The following is a 25,489-nucleotide window of genomic DNA, read 5'->3' as shown; positions in this document are numbered from 1 at the left end:
AGTTGAACGTGCAGCGTGTAAAGTACATACGTTTTTTAAATTCAATAGTCAAATACTTAACTATTGAGCTAAATACTCATTATTGAAACGTATACACGTTACACGCTGCACGTTCAGCTATTAGCGTCATCCGGTTTAAAAATCATCGTCGCCGTTCCATTCTGCTTCTGTTCCATGAAAGACTGCAGAATAATGGTTGCGCTGATCTTGTCAATAGTTGCTTTGTCTCTTCTGCCTTTTTTACTCACGCCCCCAGCCAGCATGGTATCAAAAGCCATAGAGGATGTAAAGCGTTCGTCAACGCCGTAAATAGGAGTTTGCGGAAAGTTTTTTTTAATAAGATTAATGAACGCTTTTACATTGGCAGCGTTGGAAGATTCTTCGTTTTGCAGTGTACGTGGAAGGCCCACCACAAATGCTTCAACGGGTTCTGTATTCAGATATTTTTTAAGATACACAACCACATCTTTGGGATGTACTGTATCCAGGGCATTAGCAATGATTTGCATCGGGTCGGTACTTGCTATACCAATACGTTTAGTACCAAAATCGAATGCCAGGATACGCGCCATTAATATTCTTTAAGAGATTCAGCTACATATTTCGCAACTTTTGCCTCTAATTCCAATGCTTTCGGAAATAATACTTCGTTTTCAATACATGCGTGAATAAACAATTCTTTTTCAAAAGCCTGTAGCTCCTTATAAATAAGCTTCAAATGAATATCTGAAATGTCTTCGGTTGCATAATTATTGGTCAACTCGCGAATGCCTTTCATTTCATCATCGTCTTCCTGGTGGTGCGCGAACATTCTGTGAATAGAATATTTATTCATTACTTCCAGCATCACCGATTCATTAAACGGACTGATACTGGCGGCATGTAATTTCAGCACATAATAAAAAAGTGAGTCTTCTTCGTGGTAAATGTGTTTGATAAAATCTTCAATCACATACGGGAAGACCAGTTTCAGATCGTGTGTACGCTTATCTGTATCCGGCAGTTCCTGAATCAATTTAGATATGAATGGAATTTTTTCTTTGATGTATAAATAGTGTGCATGTTTCAGGTATTCAATGATTGCATCTACTTTGAATCGTTTGAAAAAAGCAGGCCCGGGGAAACTTTCTGCATTCGATTCAGAAACCATGCGGTTAAATTTTTCAATTGAAATGCCGTAATCTGCCAGCACTTCACCAAGCGCATCTCCCAGTCTTTTTTCAAAAGGAATTCCTAAATAAAATAATGAACGGGCAAATGTATAATCACGTTCAATAAGTTCCTGTAATGAAGAATGCAAAGGGGTTGTTTTCATATGCGTATATCAAAGAATGATGTATATAAATATATTAAAATCTGAAAACTTGAACAATGATATTAAGCATCATATTTATAAACAATTATTTGTTCTAACAGCATATAAATCAATACATTTAGCTATTTCATATCAGAATCCGGTTTTATTGCTTAAATATGGAAAATAACGTATGACCAAAATCGTTTTACAGATTGATTTTGATGTGTAAAACGATCCATTATTGATATACTACCACCGTCCTCTTTAAACTCCTGTGCCTTGCGCGTGCATAAAACTTCTGAAAATCCCCCCGAAATAACTATGTTTTATTCGCTTCAATCTTTAAATTGACCTGATTATTCCTCTCAGACCAGAATATCCCTGCGAAGAATGTCATTGCCGAATGGCACAAACACATAATTAAAACCGTAATTCAATAATTCATTACCATCCGATATGGAGAACGAAAAACCTAAGAATACCCTCTTCCAGATGCGCTTGCCGATCTTTTTAGCATTGGCAGTAATCTGTGGAATTTTTATTGGTGCTGCTTTATCTAAAAAGGGCACGGAACAAAATATCGCCGGCAATTATTTACGCTTTGCAGAAATATTAAATTATGTACAGCAGGATTATGTAGATACAGTAGATGTCGATAAGCTCGTTGATTATTCCATCAGCCAGATGCTGGAAAAATTAGATCCTCATACTTCCTACATCCCGGCAAGCGAACGTCAGATCGCGGATTCTCATTTAGAGAGCGATTTTGAAGGTATTGGTATTGAATTCAATATTATAAAAGATACCATCTATGTTGTTTCTCCTATCAGCGGCGGCCCATCTGAAAAGGCGGGTTTAATGGCTGGCGATAAAATTATTAAAGTAGATAGCATACAAATGGCAGGTAACGGTGTTACGTCTGCAGATGTATTCAAACGGCTTCGCGGTAAAAAAGGAACAAAGGTTTTGCTGACTGTAAAACGCAGCAACTCCAGCAAACTGCTTACGTACACCATCATCCGGGATAAAATACCAACGTATTCCATTGATGCTGCTTACATGATCGATAAAACAACTGGTTATATCAAGATCAGCCGTTTCGGTGATAAAACCTACAATGAATTTTTAACTGCCTTGACAGACCTGAAAACACAAGGTATGCAGCGATTAATGATTGATTTGAAAGACAATGGCGGCGGTTACCTGGATCGTGCAACAAACATTGCCGATCAATTAATTGATGGTAATAAAATGATTGTATATACAAATGGTAAAGGAACAAAATACGATCAGGAAATACGTGCACGTGTTACAGGTGCATTTGAAACAGGTCCGGTAGTTGTATTGATCAACGAAGGCAGCGCATCTGCCTCGGAAATTCTTTCAGGTGCCTTGCAGGATAACGACCGCGGATTAATCGTGGGCAGAAGATCCTTTGGAAAAGGTTTGGTACAGATGCCGATCAACTTAAATGACGGATCTGAATTGCGTCTGACGATCTCCCGGTACTATACTCCAAGCGGCAGAAGCATTCAGAAGCCATATGATAAAGAAGATGCATCGGCATATGAATCTGATCTGTTGTCGCGTTATGAACATGGCGAGTTCTTCCATGCAGACAGTATTCACTTTAATGACTCGTTAAAATTCAAAACATTAAAAGGAAGAACCGTATATGGCGGCGGCGGTATTATGCCGGATGTATTTGTAGGAAGAGACACATCTGAGTACACAAAATATTTAATGGAACTGTTTAATCAGAACGTGATCAGAGAGTATACATTAAATTACTATCAGACAAATAAAGCAGCGCTTACAAAAATGACATTTGAAGAATATTTCAAATCGTTTACCGTAACAGAGGCGATGCTGAAAGATATGCTTGACCTTGCTGCTAAAACCGGCGTTAAATATAATGAGGTTCAATACAAACGTTCAAAAGATTTCATTAAAAATAACATAAAAGCCTATATTGCCCGCAGTGCTTGGGGAAACAAAGGATTCTATCCGATCTATAACCAGAAAGATGAAATCTATAACAAAGGCTTGAATGCATTTAAAGAAGCGGAAAAAATATCTCAATAACGTTTTATGAAATAACGTATTAGGTTTTAAGAAATAACGTATTACGTTTTAAGAAAAAACCGGTTAAGTATATTAACCGGTTTTTTTTATGTACTAACATGTATTTAAACAGTAATAATCTTATTCTGTTTTCTCCAGTTCATTTTTCAGTCCATCCAGTGTTGAAGCCTGCTCTGTTATTTCCGTTAAAATAAAAACTGTTCCTGTATATGTTTCAATATTTGTAAGGTCCAGATACAATTTGTATTTTCTTCCATGATTTTCAAAATACAGCAAGTTCTTTTTACCGGGTAATAGTATTAATACAGCCGGATCGGTTTGTTTTAGCAGCCCATTAAAGCCGGGAATAATCGTATAAGCGGTATGATTGCAATACGTATATGATTTCATATTAATAATACTTTTTGAGCATTTCAACAATGTATCTCCCTGCTGATTCAGATAAACAGCATCATAGATTTGCTGCTGCTTTTCGAGTCTCATTTCACTGTCAAAATTATATTCTCCCAAACCTATATTAATAATATTATTTCCATTCGGATTAACGTCTTTATGCTCCCATTTACTTCTGCAGGGAGGTATATCTATATACCTGCATTGACATGCAACAATTTCATGAATGCTTAGCCCTGCTAATTCATGCTGAAGCAGATCCATATTTTTATTGTAAAACCGTAACCAGGAAACAAACCCGATAAAATCAAATATACATGCATCTTTTTTCAGGCAGCTGTATAGATTAAGACCAGCCGTATCTATTTTATTTTTAGAATACTCAAATGGATGACAGGCGGGCAGAGATGTATGAAAACAATGCGTTGAGATAATTTTATTGCTGGATAAGTTTCTCATAAAATCGTAAAAGCAATACAATTCCTGTAATTTATTATCTGCTATATACTTTTTAATACTGTCATTAAAAGCGATTACTCTATCTTCAAAAAGCTGTGTATATAGTTCATATCTTTTCTCAGCTTTCCTGGATCTCTTTGGCTCTGCAGAAAATACACACCAGCCCGAATCACTTTTTATTTCAAAACAATAACTACCCCAACTATTGTATGCATATTCATACGAAGGCAGTATGCTGAAATCTGACACTTCTGCCTGTTTAAACAATTGAACATCCTTATTGGTAATTGGTGCAGGAATGATCCATTTAATACTCTTTAAAGGTTTATATTCCGGGTTGTTTGCAAAAGATTTGATTTTAAAAACAGTATTATGAGCATTTTTTTTCTTATACGTTATATGAACGGAATAAAGATCTTCCGTTCTTTTTTCACATTTTAAATACATGCCATCGTAAGCAAAATTTCTATATCGTGCGTAATAAGAATTAAAATCGATCAAGGGCACATGTAATAATTTCTTACCCTTGTACCTGCGCCCCTGCCGGATCATATTACGAACAAAAACCGTATCACAAAGTCCATTTGCGCAGCCTGCATCAAACAAACAATACGTCTGATTTGAGCTGCGCCAGTCATACACATAATTGCCTTCCAGGTAAAACGCTCTGCCTGTATCAGGTATTATAACAAATTCCCTGCTTGTATCGGGTTCAATTTTAACGGCTCTGCCCGTGTCGGACTTCAATATAATTTTTCCGGATACATCAGGTTCTGTCGTTTTTACATTTTGCTGTATGTGTTTTTGTTGCGGCTGTTTTTTGCCGGATTGTTTTGAGTCAGATTTTTTTACCGGCTGACTGATGGGCTTGGACGGCTGCCTGGTAACTACCGTTTTTTTTACTTTCTGCTCCGTTTTTTTTTCTTCTGTTTTACTTTCAGTAATGGTTGGTACATCAACAGAATCCCTGGCTACAGTAAACGTTATTATTTCCACTTCTACTCTTCCGGATTCAAGCTTTTTACGTACATTGGCAGAAGGAGCAGCCGTACCGGAAAATTCATAAAAGTGCACCCCACCGCTTGTGTCTATATCCGGACATTGCAAGCCTAACAGTTTCATTAACGGAACCGGAACTGTGTCGACAAACGCTTCAACCTTCATCATCTGTTCCGATTCAAACATATAGGTGTGTCCGTTTTTTAAATAACTCATTGGCAAATCACCGGCAATAAAATCTGCAGGATCTTTATATTCTGTTATCTGAATAGAAACCGTATCCGTTGGCTTTACCTGGAACGTGCCTGGCAATACGTATACTTTGCAGCCGTTTTTAGTATACAAGACACTTTTATTTTCATTTGCAACATTAAAATTCTGCACTGGCAGCACCCAGTTTGCCGGTGCAACGTTAGAAACTGTAATGCTGATATCACATCTTCTGTTGTGCGCTCTGCCGGCATCTGTGGTATTGGCTTGTACAGGAGATAAAGATCCCTTTCCTGTTATACTGGAAAAATGAATATTTTTTCTTTTGGACAGATAGGTATAAACTGCGATAGCACGGGCTTTAGATAACTGTTTATTTTTTTCCGGATATCCGGTTGAATCGGTATGTCCAACCAATCTGATATCATATATAAGTTCTGTTTCAAACGTATATATCAATGAATCCAGCCGTTGCTTTTCTCTTTCAGACAATATTGATTTTCCAGAATCAAAAAATACGGATAGCTGCTGTGCCTGTGAAACCTGACTTACAAACAGACTTAGAATAAGTAAAAATCTTTTCATTTTTTATCTTTTTATAAAACTGAAAATTTTATCCGGACTGATACTGTAATCCAGCGGTACATCCCAATCATCTGCTTCAATCAGTTCTTCTGCAGGTTCAAATAAACTCAAACCCGCTTTTATAACATGCGGTTTACACTTCTGTAAAAAACGGTCGTAAAAACCTTTACCATACCCCACTCTGTTACCTGTTGCATCAAAGGCTACTAACGGAAGCAGGATCAGGTCAATTGTTTCTTCATTCACTGCATTCCGCTCTACCGGTTCTGGGATGTTCCATTTATTAGGCAGGTATGTTGTTTCCGGTGTAATATGCGTATGCAGCAGATCAATATTATTTTCTGCCAGAATAGACGTACATAATTTTATTTCCGGATGCTGCGTATAAAAAAAATCAATCAGATCAGATGTATCAACTTCAGCTTTACCCGGAATAGAAATAAAAATATGAATAACGCGGCATGTTTTCCAGATCTCTGAAGCAATAAAAGTTTCAGAGATTGCTTTGCTCTTCTGCTTTACCTGTGTCTCAGAAAGGCCGTTTCGTTTAGCTATATACTGTTTGCGTATTGCGTCTTTATTCATAACAACACATCTGAATATTGAATGTGCAGGGATCAAGCGATTGATATAATTTTTCGATCAGCTGTGCATCGTTCACCAAAAAGGTAAACACAGATTCCTGCCGTTCCTGCAATTTACCATTTGGCAATATTTTATCACGAATACCCAACACACTTTTGATCACATCATCGTGCTTACGTTCTTCTGCCTTGCGCAATTTTTTTTCAATATCTTCAAGCTGCTTCAACGCTTTTGCTTTTTCTGCCTGCGCCCACGATTGTAAGGAGCCGTCAACCGTAGCAGCAATGGATGCAATCGTATCAAAGGCTGCTGTAATTTTACCTGCTTCTGCTTCAATGGAAATTTCTTCCTGAATGGATCGGGAAACAACAACCTGTTTCAGATCAAATTCAGACAAAAATAATTCTGCCACTGTTACATGCGCTTTTTCTAATTTAACACATTGTTGTTTTGTAATAACGCCTGAAAACATCCGCGGAAAAATAGCGGGCAGAAATGTATTGTACACGGCAAATACTTCTTTCAGCTGCAGCCAGTATGCAATTTCTCCGGGTCCGCCTACATAGGCAATATCCGGCAGTATCGTACTTTCATATAGAGGGCGCAGCACAACATTCGGACTGAATCGCTCCGGATGGTCTGCTACTTCCTTTTTAATTTCTCCCGCAGAAAAAGAAACATCTGTGTGCAGTACAACAAACCGTTCTCCTTGTTTCTCTATCCGTTCGCGCAGGGAATCTTTTACATAAAATAAATTAATATCGCGCGGATTCACTTGTATGGAATAGCCATGACGTTCAATTGATCTGTTTGTCTGGTTCATTACGGCAACAGCCGGCTGTTCAAACAATTCTTTTTCGATAACGGCAGTGAATTCTTTTTTGAGAGCTGCATCGTCCCCATCAATTACAACTACGCCATATTCAGCAAATAACTGATGCATTACCTTTCGTGTTGCTTCCGCAAGTGTTACCGAAGATTGATAGGCATCTTTCAGCCAGGCTGGTATATCTTTAATGGTTTCTAAGACTTCTGAAATACCTGTAGTAGTAAACCTTCCTACTGCACCGGTCTGCGTGGTTTCCCAGGTATACTTTTTCCCGAATACATAAAAATGATTTATTTCTGCAGCATCATGATCTTCCGAAGCCATCCAGAAAACAGGAACAAATTCATTATCTGCATGTTTTGTTTTTAATGCTTCACATAACTTTACACAGCTTAAGGTCTTTAAAATCAGGTACAGCGGGCCGGTACCCAAACACAACTGATGACCGGTTGTAATGGTAAAAGTATGTTCACTTGCCAGGCGCTCTATATTTTGCTGAACCTTTTCAGATACCGGAAGATCTTTATATTGTGCTTTCAGGCGTTCAACCAATACGGTTCTATTGATTGGCTGTTTGCTTCGTTTTTCTATTGCTGTTTCCAGTCCAGCCATATCCGGGTAAAAAGTATATAAGGGCTGAATATGCTCTTGTTGAGCCAGATAATCTATAAATAATTTACTAAACTGCTGAGAATCCTGTAAACCAATCTTTTCTACTGAAAATGCACTCATAACTCTAATTTAATCCTAGCTTGCAACACCTAATTTACTATAAAAGTTTATAAGTGTCGATAACTATAATACTTCATGCGATATAGCTCCAAACAAACCTTCAAGGTATTCTCTTTATTTTGGAACTAAGATACCACGTATTTGTTAGCCTATAAATAAAACAATAAATTGCCATATAATTACAACAAATCGATTATGAATAAGCACTTTTTAGAAACGCTCTTACAAAAACACCAGCAGGCAGGTACCTTTCCATCTACTTCCGATATCTGCAGATTGGTTACGCGCATTCTATTGGTTTTATTTCCGGAACAAACGCAGGCAAAATATAAAGATGTTGCTGATGTTGAAATACAAATGGGCGTGTATCAAAAAGAACTGACACGATTGTTAGGATCCATGCAAAAAGATCTGCCTGCTCCTGCAAATGAATTGTCAGATGCTTTCATGAATGAACTTTCTGTGATCTATGATAAACTCTTACTCGACATACAGGCTATCTTAAACGGTGATCCTGCTGCACGTTCGGAGTTTGAAGTGATCCGTGCCTATCCGGGTTTTTATGCGATTGCTTTTTACCGCATGGCGCATGCGTTATACAAATTGAATATTCCCTTAATGCCGCGTATTATAATGGAATATGCGCATAGCAAAACAGGTATTGATATTCATCCGGGTGCTACAATCGGTAAAAACTTTTATATCGATCACGGTACAGGTATTGTAATCGGAGAAACGGCGCACATTGGAGACAATGTTAAAGTGTATCAGGGTGTAACACTTGGTGCCTTGAGTGTTTCAAAAGATAAGGCGGATACCAAACGCCATCCAACAATTGAAGACAATGTGATCATTTACTCAGGTGCTACCATATTAGGCGGCAAAACAGTTGTAGGCCATGACAGCATCATTGGCGGAAACGTCTGGCTTACAGAAAGCGTACAACCGTTTACGCGTGTGTATCACAAAGCACAGATCGAAGTAATAATAAAAAATGCTGATCCTTCTTTAAACGAAACCGAAAACAATGAAGAAGCTATTCGAAAAATGAAGAAGGCTGAATCAGAAAACACAAAAAAGAATTCCTGAAAATTATACCGCAACCGCGCTGCTGGCATCAGTCTTCCGTTTACCGCCGCGCAGGCGAGTATATCATTCCGAAATCTTTGACTGCATAAAAAATAAACCAGTCATGACTGGCAAATCATAGGCACCAGTCCGGCTTAGCTGAGATCGGCGCCAGAAAAAAAGTTTACAACATCATTATTTCTTTTTAGAATATGGCTACCCTACTTGATTTTATTGGCAATACGCCCCTTGTTGAGATTACCCGCATTTTCAATAAACCAAATGTTAAAATATTTGCAAAGCTTGAAGGCCATAATCCGGGCGGAAGTGTAAAAGACCGTGCTGCTTTAGGCATGATCAAAGGTGCACTGGAACGCGGCGAGATTAAACCCGGCATGAAGCTGATCGAAGCTACAAGCGGTAACACAGGTATTGCCCTGGCGATGATTGCCCGTTTATACAACCTGGATATTGAACTGGTAATGCCTGACAACTCTACGCGCGAGCGTGTATTAACGATGGAAGCATTTGGCGCAAAGGTTACCTTAACACCTGCTGCGGTAAGTATAGAAGGTTCGCGTGATTATGCCGAGGCACAGGTAGCGAAAGGCGGCTTCTTTATGCTCAACCAGTTTGCAAACCCGGATAATTACATGGCGCATTATCACTCTACCGGTCCGGAGATCTGGAGAGATACAAATGGCACGGTAACACACTTTGTTTCTTCTATGGGAACAACAGGAACGATCATGGGGACGTCTAAATTTTTAAAAGAAAAAAATTCAGCGGTACAGATCGTTGGTGTACAGCCAACGGAAGGCTCTAAAATACCGGGTATCCGCCGCTGGCCGGTTGAATACCTACCAAAGATTTACGACGATTCTCGTGTAGACGTAAAGATGGACGTAAGCGAAGAAGAATCTGTTGCCATGACACGCAGGCTTGCCCGTGAAGAAGGTATCTTCGGCGGTATGAGTAGTGGAGGCGCAATGGCAGCAGCTATAAAATTAGGAAACGAAATTGAATCCGGCATAATTGTCAGCATCGTATGCGACCGCGGCGACCGTTATTTATCCAGCGATTTATTTGGTGCGTAGGGTCCGACATTTCCGTAGGGGCCGATCGCATCGGCCCTTTTCAATATATGCGCCAATGCAATTATAGGGGCGATGCAATCATACACAGGGCCGGCACAATCATACATAGGGGCGATGCAATCATACATAGGGCCGATGCAATCATACATAGGGCCGATGCAATCATACATAGGGCCGATGCAATCGGCCCCTACGGCAACATTTCAATATAAATACCTGTTTCGTACAGGGTTTTAAATACCGATGACATATCATCGGTATTTTTTATATTTTTAATCCGAAGAATCTTATCGCAATCTTCCAGATCAAAATTAATTTCTAACGAAGGATTCTGTTTCAGCAATAATTTTTTAACGACCATCGCCTGCAGATCATTCTGAACAGATGTTTTAAATATTTCGATCATTTTTAATAATTATGAATTATAAATTATGAGTTATGAATACGTATGCATAATTTATAATTCGCTTAAACTAATTAGACAGTATTATTATTTAATTGGATTTTATATGAATGAGAAAAAATTCATAATTCATAATTCATAATTCATAATTCATTTTCGTCGGCACTCGGTCCGTAGCTGCCTGGTATCGGTACATTCAGCAATCGTAGATTCACCCCCAACTGTGCGCGATGATGAATAATCTGGCTGAATGCATGACGTATGGTTTCAGCTTTGGTTTGAACACTGTAGATGATGTCTCCATTGCGAAGCGTCCAGTTTTCTGAAAGTTTTGCTTCATTCTCCGGTATCAATTCCGTTCTTCCCTCAATAAGACTTTTTTCAAATAAACGCAGCAGTTCTTTTGTATTATTAACAATCGTTGGATTGTAGGGTGCCGCAGCAAAATCAAGTTCGTCTGTTGTTAAGGCAAGGCTTACCCAGGTTGACAATTCTGCAATATGCGTTGCAAGCGACCGGATTGTCATGCTCTTCGGATGCGGCTGCCAGTCGTATTTGTCATCCGGAATGCGGGACAACATGTTGCGGGTGGTTTGCGCCTCAGCGTCAAATTCTTTTAAAAAGACAGGAATCAGTTCCATAAACTAGTATGTTAAAATGTGTAATCCGTTTAATGATGACACAAAGAAAATACTGCCCGGTGACAACCCTATGTCACCGCATTTCAAAAAAGTTTATTCGTTAAAAAATGCATAAAATTTACTAAACAGAATATCATCATTCATGTGTATCAACCTTTTTTTCACAAACCTTATACGTTTAGGGATTACATACAGAGCCGATCTTCTAATAATTTACCGGAAGTTCTTTCATATATTCCGATAAGGGCATGTGTTTGTTCTTTTTGAAAGGCACTCCGGTATTTTTCATCTGAATGATTCTTGAAACTTTAAAATCCCGATACGCCTTGCGGTGATGGCACCAGCCTATCAGGTGCCAGCTGAATGCATAAAATATCAACCCAATCGGTTCGATCTCCCGCTTGCTTACTTCTTCTTTGTTATTTTTATAATCAATATAAATGATCTTTTTATCTGAAACCGCTACCTGCAGGATCGATAAATATTCAAAATCATTATTCATACGTTCGGGCAGCTGAAACTTAATAGCATCCTGCATGTGCTCAAGCTTGTCTTTATCAACCTGTTTTAATCCGGCTTTGATTTTATCCAGTGCATTGGAATAATGTTTACTGATAGATTTATCGGCAAAGCCTTTCACAAGTGATTCAGTTAACAGCAACGCATTTGCTTCATCGTTATTAAATAACACCGGCGGTAAAAAATATCCATCTACAATAAAGTATCCTTTGTTCGGTTCTGACCCCACCGGAATTCCCTGCTCACAGATCGCTTTGATATCCCGGAAAACCGTACGCTTGCTTATCTTAAATTTGTCCGCAATTTTTTCAGCGGAAACAAACTTTTTTGCCTGCAATAAGGTGATCATTCCTAACAGTCTGTCGATGCGGTTCATGGGCATGGGTGTATAAATACAATATCGTTCTATATGAAATTCCAAATAACAAAAAACAAAAACCAAACGGAAGAAAAATCGATATTAATACATGCAGATGCCTAGCCCCACGATAGCTTCTGCTAACGCTAGCAGAAGCTTGTACTATTCTACCTGCTTCACAAGCATTTACTTATACTACACACACCTTCATTCCATAAGCAAATCCTTTCAGCCTTAAGCCTTTCACATTGTGCATAATTCATTTGAACTTTTTACTTCTTCCATTTGTCGTATTCGAATACACGTACTTTCTTTTTAGATGCATACACAAGAAGCGCTCTTTGTGCGACTGGCATTAGACGCCTGGAACACACAATCAAGCAGAACAGACAAACTTATTCAATCGCTCAGCAACGAAGCCCTGGCCGTAGAGACAGCGCCCGGCAGAAACAGTGGCACGTATTTATTGGGCCATCTTACAGCTGTTCACGATGCCATGCTTCCGTTGCTCGAACTTGGAGATACGTTATATCCGCAGCTTGCGCCGGTATTCATTCAGAACCCGGATAAGTCGGGATTGGAAAAACCGGAGATCAATGACCTTCGTCTCTACTGGAGCCTGGTTCAGGAAAGATTAGCCAATCAGTTTAATCAGCTGCAGCCGGCAGACTGGTTTAACAAACATGCGGCCATTTCACGCGAGGATTTCTTAAAAGAACCGCACCGCAATAAATTAAGTGTGCTGATCAATAGAACGAATCACATGGCCTACCATTTAGGACAGCTGGCATACCTCAAAAAATAAAAAACGGAAGCATGTACACTAATAGTATCGCAATGTGTTTAGTTATTGCAGATATTGCACTCATCGGAGTTTAATAGCTGTAGAAAACTATTCAGCAGCATCTCAAGGTACAATACCGAAGGTATTGTGCGTGTTTTTGTGTCTAATCCTACTGCGCCTTATGGCTCTATATAAATCATCAGGCTTTTCGCATTAGGCTTTCGGCTTTAAAAATTCTTTAATATCTTTAGCAAATACGAATCATATTTTACCCAACTATGCACGACGCATTACGAGCTTATATTGAAAAGTATGCATCCGAAAAAATATCCGATGCGGATTTTGAAGAGGTCAAAAAAGCGTTCACATTTAAGCGTTATAAAAAAGGTCAGTTTTTATTGCAGGAAGGTGAAGTATCTAAATATACCGCATTTGTTTTAAAAGGCTCCATGCGACAGTATTCTGTAGATGCAAAAGGAACGGAACACATCATACATTTTGGCATTGAAAACTGGTGGGTTGGAGATCGTGAAAGTTCAACCATGCTTACGCCCTCTAACTATAACATTGATGCCATTGAAGATACAGAAGTACTTTTAACAACCTCCGAAGATCTGCAGCAATTAACCGCTGCATTACCTGTTATTGGCAAGATGGTTAACACTATGAACCAGCGTAATTTTATCGCATCACAAAAACGTATTCACGATGCGCTGAGTTTAACCGCGGAAGAACGATACCTGGAACTATTAAAAAATCACCCGGATTTTTTACAACGGTTTCCGCAAACCATGCTGGCATCTTATCTGGGCATTACGGCTGAGACATACAGCAGGATACGGAAGAAGGCGCTAAAATAGGCTTAATACCAAATGCTTAACGCTTTTAAGCATCTATTACATGAACCCGGTACTTTATTATTATTTGCTGTTTTTAGCTTTAGGCTTTTAGCTTTCGCGTTAAGCTTTCTCTTGACATTTGTCAAGCCGCTTTCTTGTCATTTATCAATCCGCATTCATTTTTTACGCTGTTACTTTGTATCAACAAAACGGGAAGCAACATTCTTTACTGGTTTGGAGAAATAACAGATACGAACATGGAAAGAGCAATCGTAACAACCTATGGCGGGATCAATTCAAAAGTGGGCGAACTTTTGGTGAATCGTCTGGTTCCAAACAGATATGTGGAAGCAATAGGTCCGTTTGTATTTCTGGATCACTTATACCCTACTGTTCAGCAACCAAAGAACCCGTCTGCACCAAACGGACAGGATGCGCATCCGCATCGCGGCATTGCAACGTTCAGTTATATATTCAGCGGTGCGCTGGAGCACTTCGACAGCAATGGCCATCACGGTATTGTTGAGGCCGGCGGTGCACAATGGATGAATGCCGGTAACGGTGTCATTCATGATGAACATTTCAGTCCGGACTTTCAGGCGAAAGGCGGTATCATGCATGGCCTGCAGTTCTGGATCAATCTGCCCGCGGTTAATAAAGCAGAGGCGCCGGATTATATGGCCGTACAGCCACACGACATTCCCGAGGTAACATTACCGAATGAAGCCGGTGTTATGCGCATTGTTATCGGTGCTTGTGGTGACAACAGATCGCCTGTTAAAACATTCAGCGAACAGTTTATGTACCACATCAAACTGAATCCGAAATCAAGCTTTACCTGTGAAACAAAAGCAGCCTTGGAATATGCGGCTTTTGTGCCTTCTGAAGAAGCAACGATCAACGGACAGAAAGTAAGTAAAAGCGAACTGATTGTATTTGACAAAGATGGTGGCAGCATAACCTTCATAAATAATAATATTACAGAAATTACGATTATCTTATTCGGCGGTGAACCTTATACAGAAGATATCTATGCAGAAGGCCCGTTTGTAATGAATAACCGCTTAGAGATCGCGCATGCCTACAGAGATTTCTTCAATGGCAAATACGGTACGATTAATTATGAGAACAAGCATTAAAAAAACATAATTCATAATTCATAATTCATAATTCATAATTCATAATTCATAATTCATAATTCATAATTCATAATTCATAATTCATAAAACACATATTCTTATGGCAACTACAAATTGGATCATCGACGCATCACACTCTGAAATTCAGTTCAAAGTAAAACACCTTGTAATAACTACGGTTACGGGTTCTTTCCAGGAGTTCAGCGGCACAGTAGAATCAGGAGAAACATTTGAAAATGCAAAAATATCTTTTGAGGCAAATACGGCGTCTGTTAACACCAACAGCGAACAACGCGACGGCCACTTGAAAAGCGGTGATTTCTTTGATTCAGAGAAATTTCCTAAGCTAACATTCAAAGCAACCAAATTCACTAAAAAAGGAGATGATTTTGAATTGGTTGGAGACCTTACTATTAAAGACGTTACAAAATCTGTAACACTGGCGGTTGAGTATGGCGGTACGGCAAAGGATCCATGGGGTAATACAAAAGCAGGTTTTGAAGTAACGGGTAAAATTAACCGTAAAGACTTTGGTTTAACCTGGAACGCGCCAACAGAAGCTGGCGGTGTATTGGTAAGCGACGAAGTTAAATTGATTGCGAACGTGCAGTTATTAAAGCAATAATTCAATTCAAAAAACTGTTCTACCAGTAATTGATCCGGCCGCGATAAAACGGTTGGATCAATTACTATTTATCCGTTTCAAATGGCAGTACAATCGTAAAGGCTGTACCGACATGTTCGGTACTCACAACAGAAATGGTTCCGTTCAAGCGTTCCACTGCAAGGTTTACAATGAATAAACCCAAACCTGTATCATCTTTGGATTTTTCATTTCCTCTGTAAAACATTTCAAATATTTTAGGCATGATTGCTTCCGAAATGCCCATTCCGTTATCTGAAATTTTAAGTTCAATCCTATCTCCTACTTCATTGATAGAGATCTTTATTTCTGAATTCTTTTTTACATCCCGATACTTCAAAGCGTTTTCAAAGATATTCTGATAAATACACCTGATTGAAAACAAGTCTGCATAGTATGGACGAACAAGATTATTCCGATATACAATAGAAATAACATCAAATCCCTCATAAAACTGAAACCGGTCTTCCATCTCTTCCCGGATGGAATCAAAATCAATCAACACTTTTGGCAGCGCTTCATTTTTAAGTTTCGTAACCACATTCAGATCTGAAATATTGGATTCCAGATTTTTCAATTTGCGTTTTATAAGATCAAATATTTCTTCGTGATTGGTTGTTGACGTATGCGAGCCAATGTTACACAACCCTTCAATTGTTTTCAGCGGTCCTTTTAAATCATGCGATACGCTGTATAAAAATAAATTCAATTCATTTGAACGTTCTTCCAATAATTTATTCTGAATGGCAATCATCTCCGTACGCTTTTCAACCATCGTTTCCAGCTCCTTATTCATTTGCACCTGCTTAAAACTTTCTATCCGCAAGCGCTTGAAACGCTCCGTTAAAGCAAGTGTCATGAAAATACATTCTGCCGCAACACCGTAATACAAGGCAAAAAAACCAAACGAACTGTAAGACCTGGTGATAATAATGGATTGGTAATAGATCATATACGACACGCCCAATAAAACCAAACCTACCACCATGTAACGTGTATCGGCATTGTCTCTGTATGAACGTACAGATAAATAGATACACAATAAAATAATACCAAACTCAATGTGATAGGTATATTCTGTTGTATCATTCAGCATGAACGCCGCATAGAGTACGCGTAAAACCATAATGACAACAATGGCTTTAAACAATTTTCTTTTGGGTGAAATTTTTAAAAAGTAGGTTGTATATAACAGCATCGTTACACTCAGGCATGCACGTGAAATATTTTTTATCAGGTCAGCATGTTCCGGATACGAAGGAAATAAAAACAATCCGTTGCCGTCTCTGAAAAGCATAAAGATCAATTGAGAAAAAATAAACAGACAATAAAACAACACGCCCTTTTCTCTCAGCAAAGCATAGTATATCAAACTATATACAAGTACAAAAAATAAAAACCCGTAAAAAATTCCGAATTCTATGTATTCAATAAAAAAATGAGAAGAAAAATTTTCATGTGAATACAAGGCAAATACATAGTTGTATGTTGACTCATTTTTTAAGCGCAAATAATACGTCTTGGTTTCATTGGCTTTTAATGAAACTTTAAAAACAGGCTGTTTGTGTTTAATGATTCGATTATAAATACTCGTTGTATCCCTGAACTGAAACTCTTCTGTTTGTCCTGCATCGGAAACCGTGGTAAGATCAATTTCATCGATGGAATAGTTATACGATACCAGATACCATTCAAGTGCTGTTCTGGAGGTATTTGTAATTTTGAACGTATACCAGGCAGCATGATCAATACTTCTGTTTCTGAAAAATTTACTTGTTGGTGGATAACTCATTCTATTTACAGGGTTCCATTCCTGAAAATTTGAACTGTCGATAATACAGACCTGCGATTTTTCATCCACATACACCGGTGTTGCTGCCTGCGCACTGGCTGCTGAGATCAATACCTGAAAAACGATTATCCAAAACTGTTTCATGCGAAACAAGCTTGTATTATTTAGATAATACTCACAGGGTTTAAGTAACATTTACAGCTGATTTTGGTATTATTACATTATTTTACTATAATAAATATAGCATTTCATTTTAGATAATAAAGAATTGCTCCCGCAAATAGATACGCGCAGATGTAAGATTTGTAAACAATTACAACTGAATCAATATCTATCGCATACGATCAAAGATATATAAATACATCTATAGAATATCTGCTCTTATTTTTCCTGCATAGAGGCATTATTTATTTGAACATTTATGCAGAAAGTTTATAACACGGTTACCACTTAAGAAAGAATTAGGTATCTTCGTTTCAGCGTTGATGTAAAACTTCAAGCCACAAATAATTAGCTGTGAATAAAGAAGAGTACGTATTATTGGTTGATGAGCAGGATAATGAAATCGGTTCCATGGAAAAGATGGAAGCACACCGGAAAGGACTGCTTCACCGGGCATTTTCTGTTTTTATTTTTAATACAAAAGGAGAATTACTACTTCAGCAACGTGCTGCTTCTAAATATCACTCCCCATTAAAGTGGACCAATACATGCTGCAGCCATCAGCGTAAAAACGAAACCACACTCCAGGCCGCAGCCCGTAGAATGCAGGAAGAAATGGGTATCACCTGCAACGTATCGCTTTCCTATACATTCATTTATAAGGCAGATGTCGGACAGGGTTTATTCGAACATGAATTAGATCATGTATTGATCGGTACAACAACACAAACAACTATTCCTTTTAATAAAAATGAGGTACATGCGGTACGGTTTGCTTCACTGGAAGATATAGAAAAAGAAATGAGCATTAATCCGGAAGACTTTACGAAATGGTTTTTAATAACTTTTTCAGATCTGAGAAAATATATCAGCGAGCATCCTGTTTAATTTTATCCGCACCATATTCATGTAATTTTCTATTGCCCATTGCTTCTGCTATAATACTGCTTGCAATCAGCTGCAGCGCATGATAGAGCATTAATGGCAATAACACGACCCCTAACATCATGGGATCCGGAAACAACGCTTTACCCATTACGGCACCCTGGACCAGAGATTTTTTAGAACCGCAGAACAATACGGCAATCCGGTCTTCCCTGTTTAGTTTTAAGAGATTTGATAAAAAATACATGAAGCCAAACATGAATAAGAAAAGCACAATCATAGCGCCGGCAATACCTAAAATTTCTGTGATTGGTACATCTGCAAACATATGCCCTTCAAAGGATTCAGCGAATGAAGTAAAAACGATGAGTAAAATAATTGCCTGATCAAAGAGCCGCAGCTGAGATTTATATCTATCGGTAATATGACCATACCACTTATTCAAAAATAATCCAACAATAACTGGTGCCAATACCTGAAAACTCAATTTGATAATGACAGTTGTTGTATCCATTTCTGCATACATCTCACCCATAAAATAAGTCATCCAGACGGGCGTAATAAAAACCCCTAAAATACTGGAGACGCTTGCATTAAATATAGCGGCAGGCATATTACCGCCTGCAATAGAAACCATTACAACAGAAGATGATACGGTGGACGGTAGTGCCGCAACATAGAATACACCCAGCCAGATAAGTTTAGCAGACTCTGTACCAAAGATGGTGTGCAGGATTAAAATCAAAACAGGAAAGGCTATAAACGTTGAGGATTGAATAAGCAGATGCAAACGCCAGTTATATAAACCCTCTTTCATTTTCTGAGGACTTAATTTCAAGCCATAAAAAAAGAAAATAATTGAAACACCATACTGCGCAATTGCTGAAAGCGGCAATATGCTTCCTTCTGCACCCCACGAAGGGAATAGGTATGCAAGCAGTACCACGCCTATCAAACAAAAAAAGAAACCGTTGAAACCGGCCGTTGAAAGTGTTTGCAAAAACTGTTTCATCCTGAAATTTATCTTTCCATTAATGTATTGAATGCCTTAATAAAAGCATGCATCTGTGATTGAGTTTCCTGATGCACAAGTATACCTTCTGCATTAAATTTCCCTTTAATGCCCTGGATCAGCCAGGTTGTATCTGCTGTAAACACGGTTTCTACGGTCTGCATAATCAGCTGCAATTCTTCATGAGCTTTCTCTCCCGATGCAGAAGCGGTGATTAAGCCTGCAGGTTTCTTCGAAAACACCGTTGTTGAAACGCACCATTCAATCGCATTCTTTAAACTTCCGGGCAAACTGAATACATACTCTGGTGTACAGATAAATATTCCGTCTGCTTCCATAATTTGTTTTCTGAATGCTGCTACTTCTTGCGGCGGTGATGTTGTATCCAGATCCGGATTAAAATGCGGCAGTTTGCTGATACTGTCATAAACGCTTATATCAAATATATCTGCACTTGCTTTGATCATTTCCGTTACCAGAAAAAGATTGGATGAACGGGCACGTGTGCTGCCTATGATCGCAAGTATTTTCTTCTTTGTTGCCATGCATTTGGATTTAGAATAAATGTAAGAAATTATTTTCAGGTAATATATTCCTGCACTCCTGAAACGGATACGATACCGCACAGTAAAGCAAAGTGCTGCAACCACATATATAAATACAAATACTTCTTTTATAACAGACAACCAACCGAATTCTTTATCTAATAGATTGTATAAAGCTACACTTCGATATAACATATAATTTCAGCACCTTTGTAAATATTCACACACGAACGATTACCTGCATACACGTGTGAAATCATTTTCCATAACACCGCATGATCAAACAACTACAGCTTTTTGATTTTTCTCAAAAAATACATTACCGGACAGAAATTCTTGCTGGCCTTACCGTAGCAATGACAATGATTCCCGAATCTTTATCATTTGCAATTCTTGCAGGCTTCCCTCCTTTGATGGGCTTATATGGCGCATTTATAATGGGTATTGTTACAGCTATCTTCGGCGGCAGGCCAGGTTTAATTTCAGGTGGCGCAGGAGCTACCGTTATTGTTTTGATTGCCTTAATGAAATCGCATGGTATTGAATATGTATACGGTGCTATAGCACTTGCCGGTATTATTCAGATCCTTATAGGTATTTTCCGGTTTGGGAAATTTATACGTCTGGTTCCGCAACCGGTTATGTTTGGTTTTGTAAATGGTTTGGCCATTATCATTTTCATGTCTCAATTAAATCAATTTCAAACGGTTGTAAATGGGCAAACAGAATGGCTTTCGGGTATACCTTTATTTATCATGGCAGCATTGGTTGCATTAACTATTATAATCGTTTTGTTACTGCCCAGAATAACTAAAGCTATACCCGGTTCCTTAGCTGCCATTCTTATTGTATTCGGAATCGTTACTTTTTTCGGAATAGACACCAGGCAGGTAATTGATATTGCGTCTATAAGCGGTTCATTACCTCCTTTTCATATTCCTGCTATTGATATATCCATCGAAAGTTTCAACATACTCTTTCCATATGCCCTGGTAATGGCCGCCGTTGGATTAACAGAAGGTTTGCTGACATTAAATCTGGTTGATGAAATTACAGGAACTAAAGGACGAAGCAACAAAGAATGTATTGCACAAGGTGGTGCAAATATGCTGAATGGGTTTTTCTCAGGCATGGGCGGCTGCCCGATGATTGCGCAGACGTTGGTAAATCTTTCTGCCGGATCCAGAGCACGCCTGTCCGGTATTGTGGCAGCGCTTACAATCTTGCTGATTATATTGATCGGCGCACCCGTTATTGAACGCGTTCCGTTAGCAGCCCTTACAGGCGTTATGATTATGGTTGCAGCAGGTACTTTTGAATGGGCCAGTTTTAAAGCAATCAGACGTATGCCCACTGCAGATATTTTTGTTATGGCAGTAGTAACAATCATAACTGTTTTCTTACATAATTTAGCCCTTGCTGTATTAATCGGTGTTATTATTTCTGCCTTGGTATTTGCCTGGGAAAGCGCAAAACGTATCCGTGCACGAAAATTTATTGATGCGCATGGAGTAAAACACTATGAAATATACGGACCATTATTTTTTGGTTCTACAGCTAATTTCTCTGAAAAATTTGATGTGCAGAACGACCCGGCAGAAGTTGTTATTGATTTTAAAGAAAGTAAAATTTCAGACATGAGCGCCATTGATGCCGTTAATAAAATAACAGAACGATATGCCTCCATCAATAAAAAAGTTCAGTTAAAACATTTAAGCGAAGATTGCCGGCTGTTATTAAAAAATGCGGACAGCTTAATTGAAGTAAATATTCTCGAAGACCCCACGTACAAAGTAATGACAGATTAAAGGTGTGTATCAGAAAGCGCTTTGAATTAATCTGGATTATTCAAAGCGCTTTTATTTTATTTCCATCGTGCGCTGACCCACTTCGCCTGTGCTTCTTTAGACTGAAACGTCCACGCAATCAACCTGCTTGATTTATTTCCTTGTCCCATAGGAATGGTACGCACATCAAACGGTGCCAGTACTTCCAGCTGATCGTAAGCCTTTTGCAGATTTGTCTGTTTAGAAATCAACGTAGAAAACCACAAACAAGAAGCTGCAAATTTTTTACTTTCAAGAATCATCTCCCGTACAAACGCTGATTCTCCGCCTTCGCACCATAGTTCATTATGTTGTCCGCCAAAGTTCAGATTTGCTTTCGTAACTTTTTTATGCTGAAGGTTACTCAGCTTACGAAGCGTTCCTGCTGCGGCATCTTCTGCCGATGCATGAAAAGGCGGATTACAGATCGTTACATCAAACCGTTCACCTTCTCCAATGATGCCGTAAAAGATGTCCAGCGGATGGTTTTGTAAACGGATCTCAACATTTCCCTGTAAGACCTTGTTTTTATCAACGATATTTTTTGCTGAAGCAACCGATACCGGATCTACGTCGGCACCTACAAACGACCAGCCATATTCATTGTTGCCAATGATCGGGTATACACAATTGGCCCCGACACCAATGTCCAGGCATTTAATAGCAGGGCCAACAGGAATTACATCGTTTGCACTTGTTCCCAGCAACGCTGCAATGTTATGAATGTAGTCTGCGCGGCCAGGTATCGGCGGACATAAATATCCTTCCGGAATATTCCATTCATCAATACCATAATAGTGTTTAAGCAATGCCTGGTTCAGGCATAGTACAGCAGCCGGATTAAAAAAATCGATGGATTGATCGTTGTAAATATTCAATGTTACGTACTGTGCCAATTCCGGCGTTGTAGCAATCAATGCATCAAAGTCATACCGCTCCCGGTGTTTGTTCCGCGGGTGTAAGCGATCTTTTGTAACGGGGTGTTCTTTTTTATTTTTCTCTGCCATGTGAGCACTAAGTCTGTCTGTATTCTATCAATCAGAATACCTCCCGGCAAAGATACTTAAAAATTACGTTGGATTGTTTATCGGAGACCGGAAGGCAGAATCCATGTTTTTTCTTTGAAAGATTCTGTTTCTTTCATCAGATCAACACGGGCATCAATAAACCGTTTGCTGGGCCGTCCATTTACAGCCACATAACTCACAACGCGTACTTCAGGGTACGGCACACCTTTTTCTTTATAAAGCTTACCAAGGTAATGTGCAAATTGCAGAATCATGTCTGGCTGCGTACTCATCATTTTTTCCTGTTGTGGTGTCAGGTATTCGCGCGTATCAACTTCTGTCTGCAAACCCGTAACCGGATTGCGTACATAAAAATAACACGTACCCATTTTTTCCATCAGCATTACACGCCATGAAAACCGATAGCCTTGTTCTGTCCAGAATAATTTATCTGAATATAGCAAAAACCGTAATGGAAAAAGCAGCTGAAACGTTACATATATAATAAGCAACATCATACATAGCTTATTTACACCTGTATTTGAAAACGTATAGCCATTTATAAAATCGACGGGTTTGCTTTTAACACAAAACAGTTGTTTCAAACAAACAAGTATTTTATTGTGAAACGATGCCGGAAAAAAGATCAGCGTTGCGCCAATCATAACAAATGGAAACATGCCGATCTGAAAGATGATCCGCGTTAGCACATGAAACACAATAACAGCAGCATACGCAATTGTTCTGTATTTTTTGGTAAGCAATAAAAACGGAATACCAAGATCATACAACATACCAAACCAGCTGAAAAAATAAGGTATCAAGGTATGATTAAACATCGCACCAATAATTGGAATATCATTACGTGAAATAAGCCAGATCTTTAACGGCATTGCATGAATCAGCCAATCGGTATTTATTTTTGCCAGTCCTGCATAAAAATAAACGATACCTACCTGCAATTGAATCACATGAATAAATACGACCGGAATATCGCTGCAATACAGTTCCGGCTTGCGCCACGTATCAACAGAGCATGCTCTGTGTGCGGGCACAAACAGCATAATAAGTGCAACCAGACTTATAAAATAATAATGGTTGAGGTAATTCGTCTGATCAATCAGCTCTGTATACGTAAACGTTAAAAAAGATAATACAGAAAAAAACCGATACCAGGCACCCACCATCACCATAAAAAAACTTAGTGCCATAAGCAGGTAAATGATCAGCATGCCATGCTCATTAAGGGGCTTCACCCATTCGAATCCATAATATGAAAAGAAGAATTTTGGTATGCCATAAAAAAGATGTACCCAATCGTTTGCAATAAAACGAATGGTGCTTACCGTCATGATCAGACCATAAACAATTCTAAAAACAACAAGCGGAGCAATTGATGTGCTTCGCCTGAAATAATCTGTAACTGAAAATGACTGTATTAAACACATGCTTAATCGCCGTCTGTATCGCCGTATGAAATCATAACGCCGATTGCTGATGCCATATCAACTTTTAACAATACCAACAGATGTAATGTTTCCGTGTAAGCTTCGTTTACTGCCTGTTTACCGGCAGGATTTTTTATAGCAATTGAAATAGGTGCAGGTATTGCATCCAATTTTGCCTGCAAAAGTGCAATCTGATTTTTAATCTGCACATTTAATCCGGAACGGTCGATGGCTTCCAGGTAATTATCAAACCCTTCTCCATCTGTACCATCTGCGCCAATGCCCAGATATAGCTTACGCAGCGACTCTATGCTGGCTTTAGCTAATACCAGAGAAGAATCTGAATGATAACCTTCACACTTGAATGGATTCACTGTAGAACCGTCGCCCACAACAACATTCTGTATAATATTTAAAGGAATCCCTAATTTAAAGTTCTTAATATTTTCAACATCTGCAACCAGCATGTTTACTGTCTGAGACGTTGCACTTCCAAGATCTATGCCGGTACTGTTTGTATATAAGGAAATAAAATTTGCACCGGAAGCTGTCCAGTTTGTATACGTTGTGTTTATTCTTGCTTTTAAATCTGAGCTTACTGTTTTAAGATAATTACATCTTTTAACTGCTGTAGAAGATACCGTAAACGAATCAACAATCTGTTGTGCAGTCAGGCTCTTGGCAAACAACAAATAATCAATAGCGGGAAAACCTGAGTACATAGCGCTGTTTGTGGGCGGAATGGCTGTAACGCCCTGTACAATTTTATTTTTTATAACAGCTGTATCTGCAGGAAAAGCATTAACGGTCTTTGTACCCAGATTAACCGTACTTGCTGCTGCAGGGCCGAATTCAAAACATGCTACATATTCCCAATCGATATATGCCTGGTAAAATTTAATCCGTAAGGATGTTAGATTTTCTATCGTTGGTGCTGCTGTAAAAATCTGCACTTCAGAATCGAACGCGTTAACAGACGTATTCAACGCAACGTATCTCGGAAGGATTACATTATTGCCCAAATTGGTAACCAACGGTTTTCTATCGGCAGTTTTTAAAGATGACGTTTCATCTTTGGACGGTTTACAGGCACATACACTGATGCAGATACTTATAGCCAAAATAATTATTTTATTCATTTACCTGT

General features: G+C 38.8%; 24 protein-coding genes. 9 read left to right on the top strand and 15 right to left on the bottom strand.

Annotation, left to right across the window (positions count from 1 at the left end; genetic code table 11):
* Positions 1–113: 113 nt before the first annotated feature.
* The gene (ruvX, locus tag CHU_RS03405) at positions 114–572 is read right to left on the bottom strand and encodes a Holliday junction resolvase RuvX (RefSeq protein ID WP_011584095.1); all 459 of its coding nucleotides are present in this window, start codon (positions 570–572) and stop codon (positions 114–116) included.
* A complete protein-coding gene (locus CHU_RS03400) occupies positions 572–1,315 on the bottom strand; it encodes a hemerythrin domain-containing protein (RefSeq protein WP_011584094.1) in 744 nt (247 codons plus the stop codon). The genes ruvX and CHU_RS03400 overlap by 1 nt, the downstream gene beginning before the upstream one ends.
* A 438-nt stretch (positions 1,316–1,753) precedes the next feature.
* Here CHU_RS03400 and CHU_RS03395 point away from each other — a divergent pair, with 438 nt between their 5' ends.
* Positions 1,754–3,382 carry a S41 family peptidase gene (locus tag CHU_RS03395; protein ID WP_041932163.1) on the top strand — a complete coding sequence of 543 codons (1,629 nt, stop codon included), beginning with the start codon at positions 1,754–1,756 and terminating at the stop codon, positions 3,380–3,382.
* 120 nt (positions 3,383–3,502) lie between these two features.
* Here the strand turns inward: CHU_RS03395 and CHU_RS18760 are convergent, their stop codons facing one another.
* From CHU_RS18760 to bshC, 3 genes are read right to left on the bottom strand one after another with little or no spacing between them, the layout of a single operon-like run.
* Positions 3,503–6,028: an OmpA family protein gene (locus tag CHU_RS18760; protein WP_011584091.1), complete on the bottom strand. Its 2,526-nt coding sequence runs from the start codon at positions 6,026–6,028 to the stop codon at positions 3,503–3,505.
* Positions 6,029–6,031: 3 nt separating this feature from the next.
* Positions 6,032–6,613, bottom strand: a complete 582-nt coding sequence (locus tag CHU_RS03385) for a 5-formyltetrahydrofolate cyclo-ligase (RefSeq protein ID WP_011584090.1) — start codon at positions 6,611–6,613, stop codon at positions 6,032–6,034.
* Positions 6,606–8,174: a bacillithiol biosynthesis cysteine-adding enzyme BshC gene (gene bshC / locus CHU_RS03380; RefSeq protein WP_011584089.1), complete on the bottom strand. Its 1,569-nt coding sequence runs from the start codon at positions 8,172–8,174 to the stop codon at positions 6,606–6,608. Before bshC ends, CHU_RS03385 begins: the two co-directional genes overlap by 8 nt.
* Before the next feature lie 195 nt (positions 8,175–8,369).
* Between bshC and epsC the strand changes: the two genes are divergently transcribed.
* Entirely contained in the window at positions 8,370–9,263 is an 894-nt protein-coding gene (gene epsC, locus CHU_RS03375) for a serine O-acetyltransferase EpsC (RefSeq protein WP_011584088.1), read from the top strand.
* A 191-nt stretch (positions 9,264–9,454) separates the two neighbouring features.
* Positions 9,455–10,339: a cysteine synthase CysM gene (gene cysM / locus CHU_RS03370; protein WP_011584087.1), complete on the top strand. Its 885-nt coding sequence runs from the start codon at positions 9,455–9,457 to the stop codon at positions 10,337–10,339.
* Here cysM and CHU_RS19365 read toward each other — a convergent pair.
* The 4 genes from CHU_RS19365 to CHU_RS03355 all read right to left on the bottom strand — a co-directional run bounded on the left by CHU_RS19365 (position 10,309) and on the right by CHU_RS03355 (position 12,278).
* The gene (locus CHU_RS19365; protein ID WP_011584086.1) at positions 10,309–10,509 is read right to left on the bottom strand and encodes a hypothetical protein; all 201 of its coding nucleotides are present in this window, start codon (positions 10,507–10,509) and stop codon (positions 10,309–10,311) included. The two genes, cysM and CHU_RS19365, sit on opposite strands and share 31 nt — an antisense overlap.
* A gap of 20 nt (positions 10,510–10,529) precedes the next feature.
* On the bottom strand, positions 10,530–10,745 hold the full coding sequence (locus tag CHU_RS03365) for a hypothetical protein (protein WP_011584085.1): 216 nt from the start codon (positions 10,743–10,745) through the stop codon (positions 10,530–10,532).
* Positions 10,746–10,885: 140 nt separating this feature from the next.
* Positions 10,886–11,383, bottom strand: coding sequence for a DinB family protein (locus tag CHU_RS03360; RefSeq protein ID WP_011584084.1), 498 nt, complete (start codon positions 11,381–11,383; stop codon positions 10,886–10,888).
* Positions 11,384–11,588: 205 nt separating this feature from the next.
* On the bottom strand, positions 11,589–12,278 hold the full coding sequence (locus tag CHU_RS03355; RefSeq protein WP_041932162.1) for a helix-turn-helix transcriptional regulator: 690 nt from the start codon (positions 12,276–12,278) through the stop codon (positions 11,589–11,591).
* A gap of 301 nt (positions 12,279–12,579) precedes the next feature.
* On the opposite strand from CHU_RS03355, the gene CHU_RS03350 reads away from it, so the two are divergent.
* The 4 genes from CHU_RS03350 (at position 12,580) to CHU_RS03335 (ending at position 15,647) form a co-directional block, all read left to right on the top strand.
* Positions 12,580–13,065 carry a DinB family protein gene (locus tag CHU_RS03350; RefSeq protein WP_011584082.1) on the top strand — a complete coding sequence of 162 codons (486 nt, stop codon included), beginning with the start codon at positions 12,580–12,582 and terminating at the stop codon, positions 13,063–13,065.
* A 257-nt stretch (positions 13,066–13,322) separates the two neighbouring features.
* Complete coding sequence (locus tag CHU_RS03345; protein ID WP_011584081.1) at positions 13,323–13,904, top strand: Crp/Fnr family transcriptional regulator; 582 nt, start codon at positions 13,323–13,325, stop codon at positions 13,902–13,904.
* Positions 13,905–14,140: 236 nt separating this feature from the next.
* Positions 14,141–15,022, top strand: coding sequence for a pirin family protein (locus CHU_RS03340; RefSeq protein WP_011584080.1), 882 nt, complete (start codon positions 14,141–14,143; stop codon positions 15,020–15,022).
* Between the two features lie 100 nt (positions 15,023–15,122).
* Positions 15,123–15,647 (top strand): YceI family protein, encoded by a 525-nt coding sequence (locus CHU_RS03335; RefSeq protein WP_011584079.1) that lies wholly within the window; start codon positions 15,123–15,125, stop codon positions 15,645–15,647.
* Between the two features lie 64 nt (positions 15,648–15,711).
* On the opposite strand, the gene CHU_RS03330 is transcribed toward CHU_RS03335, so the two are convergent.
* On the bottom strand, positions 15,712–17,601 hold the full coding sequence (locus CHU_RS03330) for a sensor histidine kinase (protein WP_238379336.1): 1,890 nt from the start codon (positions 17,599–17,601) through the stop codon (positions 15,712–15,714).
* Between the two features lie 372 nt (positions 17,602–17,973).
* Here CHU_RS03330 and idi point away from each other — a divergent pair, with 372 nt between their 5' ends.
* Entirely contained in the window at positions 17,974–18,507 is a 534-nt protein-coding gene (gene idi / locus CHU_RS03325; RefSeq protein ID WP_011584077.1) for an isopentenyl-diphosphate Delta-isomerase, read from the top strand.
* Here the strand turns inward: idi and CHU_RS03320 are convergent.
* Positions 18,488–19,516 carry a bile acid:sodium symporter family protein gene (locus tag CHU_RS03320; protein ID WP_011584076.1) on the bottom strand — a complete coding sequence of 343 codons (1,029 nt, stop codon included), beginning with the start codon at positions 19,514–19,516 and terminating at the stop codon, positions 18,488–18,490. The two genes, idi and CHU_RS03320, sit on opposite strands and share 20 nt — an antisense overlap.
* Positions 19,517–19,524: 8 nt before the next feature.
* The gene (locus CHU_RS03315; protein WP_238379335.1) at positions 19,525–20,256 is read right to left on the bottom strand and encodes an NADPH-dependent FMN reductase; all 732 of its coding nucleotides are present in this window, start codon (positions 20,254–20,256) and stop codon (positions 19,525–19,527) included.
* A gap of 80 nt (positions 20,257–20,336) precedes the next feature.
* On the opposite strand from CHU_RS03315, the gene CHU_RS03310 reads away from it, so the two are divergent.
* Positions 20,337–21,869 (top strand): SulP family inorganic anion transporter, encoded by a 1,533-nt coding sequence (locus tag CHU_RS03310; RefSeq protein WP_011584074.1) that lies wholly within the window; start codon positions 20,337–20,339, stop codon positions 21,867–21,869.
* A 56-nt stretch (positions 21,870–21,925) separates the two neighbouring features.
* On the opposite strand, the gene rlmF is transcribed toward CHU_RS03310, so the two are convergent.
* The 3 genes from rlmF to CHU_RS03295 form a co-directional block, all read right to left on the bottom strand.
* Positions 21,926–22,894, bottom strand: coding sequence for a 23S rRNA (adenine(1618)-N(6))-methyltransferase RlmF (rlmF, locus tag CHU_RS03305; RefSeq protein WP_011584073.1), 969 nt, complete (start codon positions 22,892–22,894; stop codon positions 21,926–21,928).
* A gap of 77 nt (positions 22,895–22,971) precedes the next feature.
* Positions 22,972–24,342 carry an HTTM domain-containing protein gene (locus CHU_RS03300; protein WP_011584072.1) on the bottom strand — a complete coding sequence of 457 codons (1,371 nt, stop codon included), beginning with the start codon at positions 24,340–24,342 and terminating at the stop codon, positions 22,972–22,974.
* 2 nt (positions 24,343–24,344) lie between these two features.
* On the bottom strand, positions 24,345–25,481 hold the full coding sequence (locus CHU_RS03295) for an imelysin family protein (RefSeq protein ID WP_011584071.1): 1,137 nt from the start codon (positions 25,479–25,481) through the stop codon (positions 24,345–24,347).
* Between the last annotated feature and the right edge of the window lie 8 nt (positions 25,482–25,489).

The sequence above is a fragment of the Cytophaga hutchinsonii ATCC 33406 genome (assembly GCF_000014145.1).
Lineage (GTDB): Bacteria > Bacteroidota > Bacteroidia > Cytophagales > Cytophagaceae > Cytophaga > Cytophaga hutchinsonii.
The sequence above is the reverse complement of the archived record's forward strand: the minus strand, read 5'-3'. Positions and strand labels throughout refer to the sequence as shown.

Coding starts and splice junctions, on each gene's coding strand:
- CHU_RS18760 (WP_011584091.1), bottom strand. CDS start 6,028: ATGAAAAGATTTTTACTTATTCTAAGTCTGTTTGTAAGTCAGGTTTCA.
- CHU_RS03400 (WP_011584094.1), bottom strand. CDS start 1,315: ATGAAAACAACCCCTTTGCATTCTTCATTACAGGAACTTATTGAACGT.
- CHU_RS03295 (WP_011584071.1), bottom strand. CDS start 25,481: ATGAATAAAATAATTATTTTGGCTATAAGTATCTGCATCAGTGTATGT.
- CHU_RS03360 (WP_011584084.1), bottom strand. CDS start 11,383: ATGGAACTGATTCCTGTCTTTTTAAAAGAATTTGACGCTGAGGCGCAA.
- CHU_RS03310 (WP_011584074.1), top strand. CDS start 20,337: ATGATCAAACAACTACAGCTTTTTGATTTTTCTCAAAAAATACATTAC.
- CHU_RS03395 (WP_041932163.1), top strand. CDS start 1,754: ATGGAGAACGAAAAACCTAAGAATACCCTCTTCCAGATGCGCTTGCCG.
- CHU_RS03320 (WP_011584076.1), bottom strand. CDS start 19,516: ATGAAACAGTTTTTGCAAACACTTTCAACGGCCGGTTTCAACGGTTTC.
- cysM (WP_011584087.1), top strand. CDS start 9,455: ATGGCTACCCTACTTGATTTTATTGGCAATACGCCCCTTGTTGAGATT.
- CHU_RS03365 (WP_011584085.1), bottom strand. CDS start 10,745: ATGATCGAAATATTTAAAACATCTGTTCAGAATGATCTGCAGGCGATG.
- CHU_RS03340 (WP_011584080.1), top strand. CDS start 14,141: ATGGAAAGAGCAATCGTAACAACCTATGGCGGGATCAATTCAAAAGTG.
- CHU_RS03345 (WP_011584081.1), top strand. CDS start 13,323: ATGCACGACGCATTACGAGCTTATATTGAAAAGTATGCATCCGAAAAA.
- CHU_RS03315 (WP_238379335.1), bottom strand. CDS start 20,256: ATGTTATATCGAAGTGTAGCTTTATACAATCTATTAGATAAAGAATTC.
- CHU_RS03350 (WP_011584082.1), top strand. CDS start 12,580: ATGCATACACAAGAAGCGCTCTTTGTGCGACTGGCATTAGACGCCTGG.
- CHU_RS03335 (WP_011584079.1), top strand. CDS start 15,123: ATGGCAACTACAAATTGGATCATCGACGCATCACACTCTGAAATTCAG.
- CHU_RS03355 (WP_041932162.1), bottom strand. CDS start 12,278: ATGAACCGCATCGACAGACTGTTAGGAATGATCACCTTATTGCAGGCA.
- rlmF (WP_011584073.1), bottom strand. CDS start 22,894: ATGGCAGAGAAAAATAAAAAAGAACACCCCGTTACAAAAGATCGCTTA.
- CHU_RS03300 (WP_011584072.1), bottom strand. CDS start 24,342: ATGTGTTTAATACAGTCATTTTCAGTTACAGATTATTTCAGGCGAAGC.
- CHU_RS19365 (WP_011584086.1), bottom strand. CDS start 10,509: ATGTATGATTGCATCGGCCCTATGTATGATTGCATCGGCCCTATGTAT.
- CHU_RS03330 (WP_238379336.1), bottom strand. CDS start 17,601: ATGAAACAGTTTTGGATAATCGTTTTTCAGGTATTGATCTCAGCAGCC.
- epsC (WP_011584088.1), top strand. CDS start 8,370: ATGAATAAGCACTTTTTAGAAACGCTCTTACAAAAACACCAGCAGGCA.
- CHU_RS03385 (WP_011584090.1), bottom strand. CDS start 6,613: ATGAATAAAGACGCAATACGCAAACAGTATATAGCTAAACGAAACGGC.
- bshC (WP_011584089.1), bottom strand. CDS start 8,174: ATGAGTGCATTTTCAGTAGAAAAGATTGGTTTACAGGATTCTCAGCAG.
- ruvX (WP_011584095.1), bottom strand. CDS start 572: ATGGCGCGTATCCTGGCATTCGATTTTGGTACTAAACGTATTGGTATA.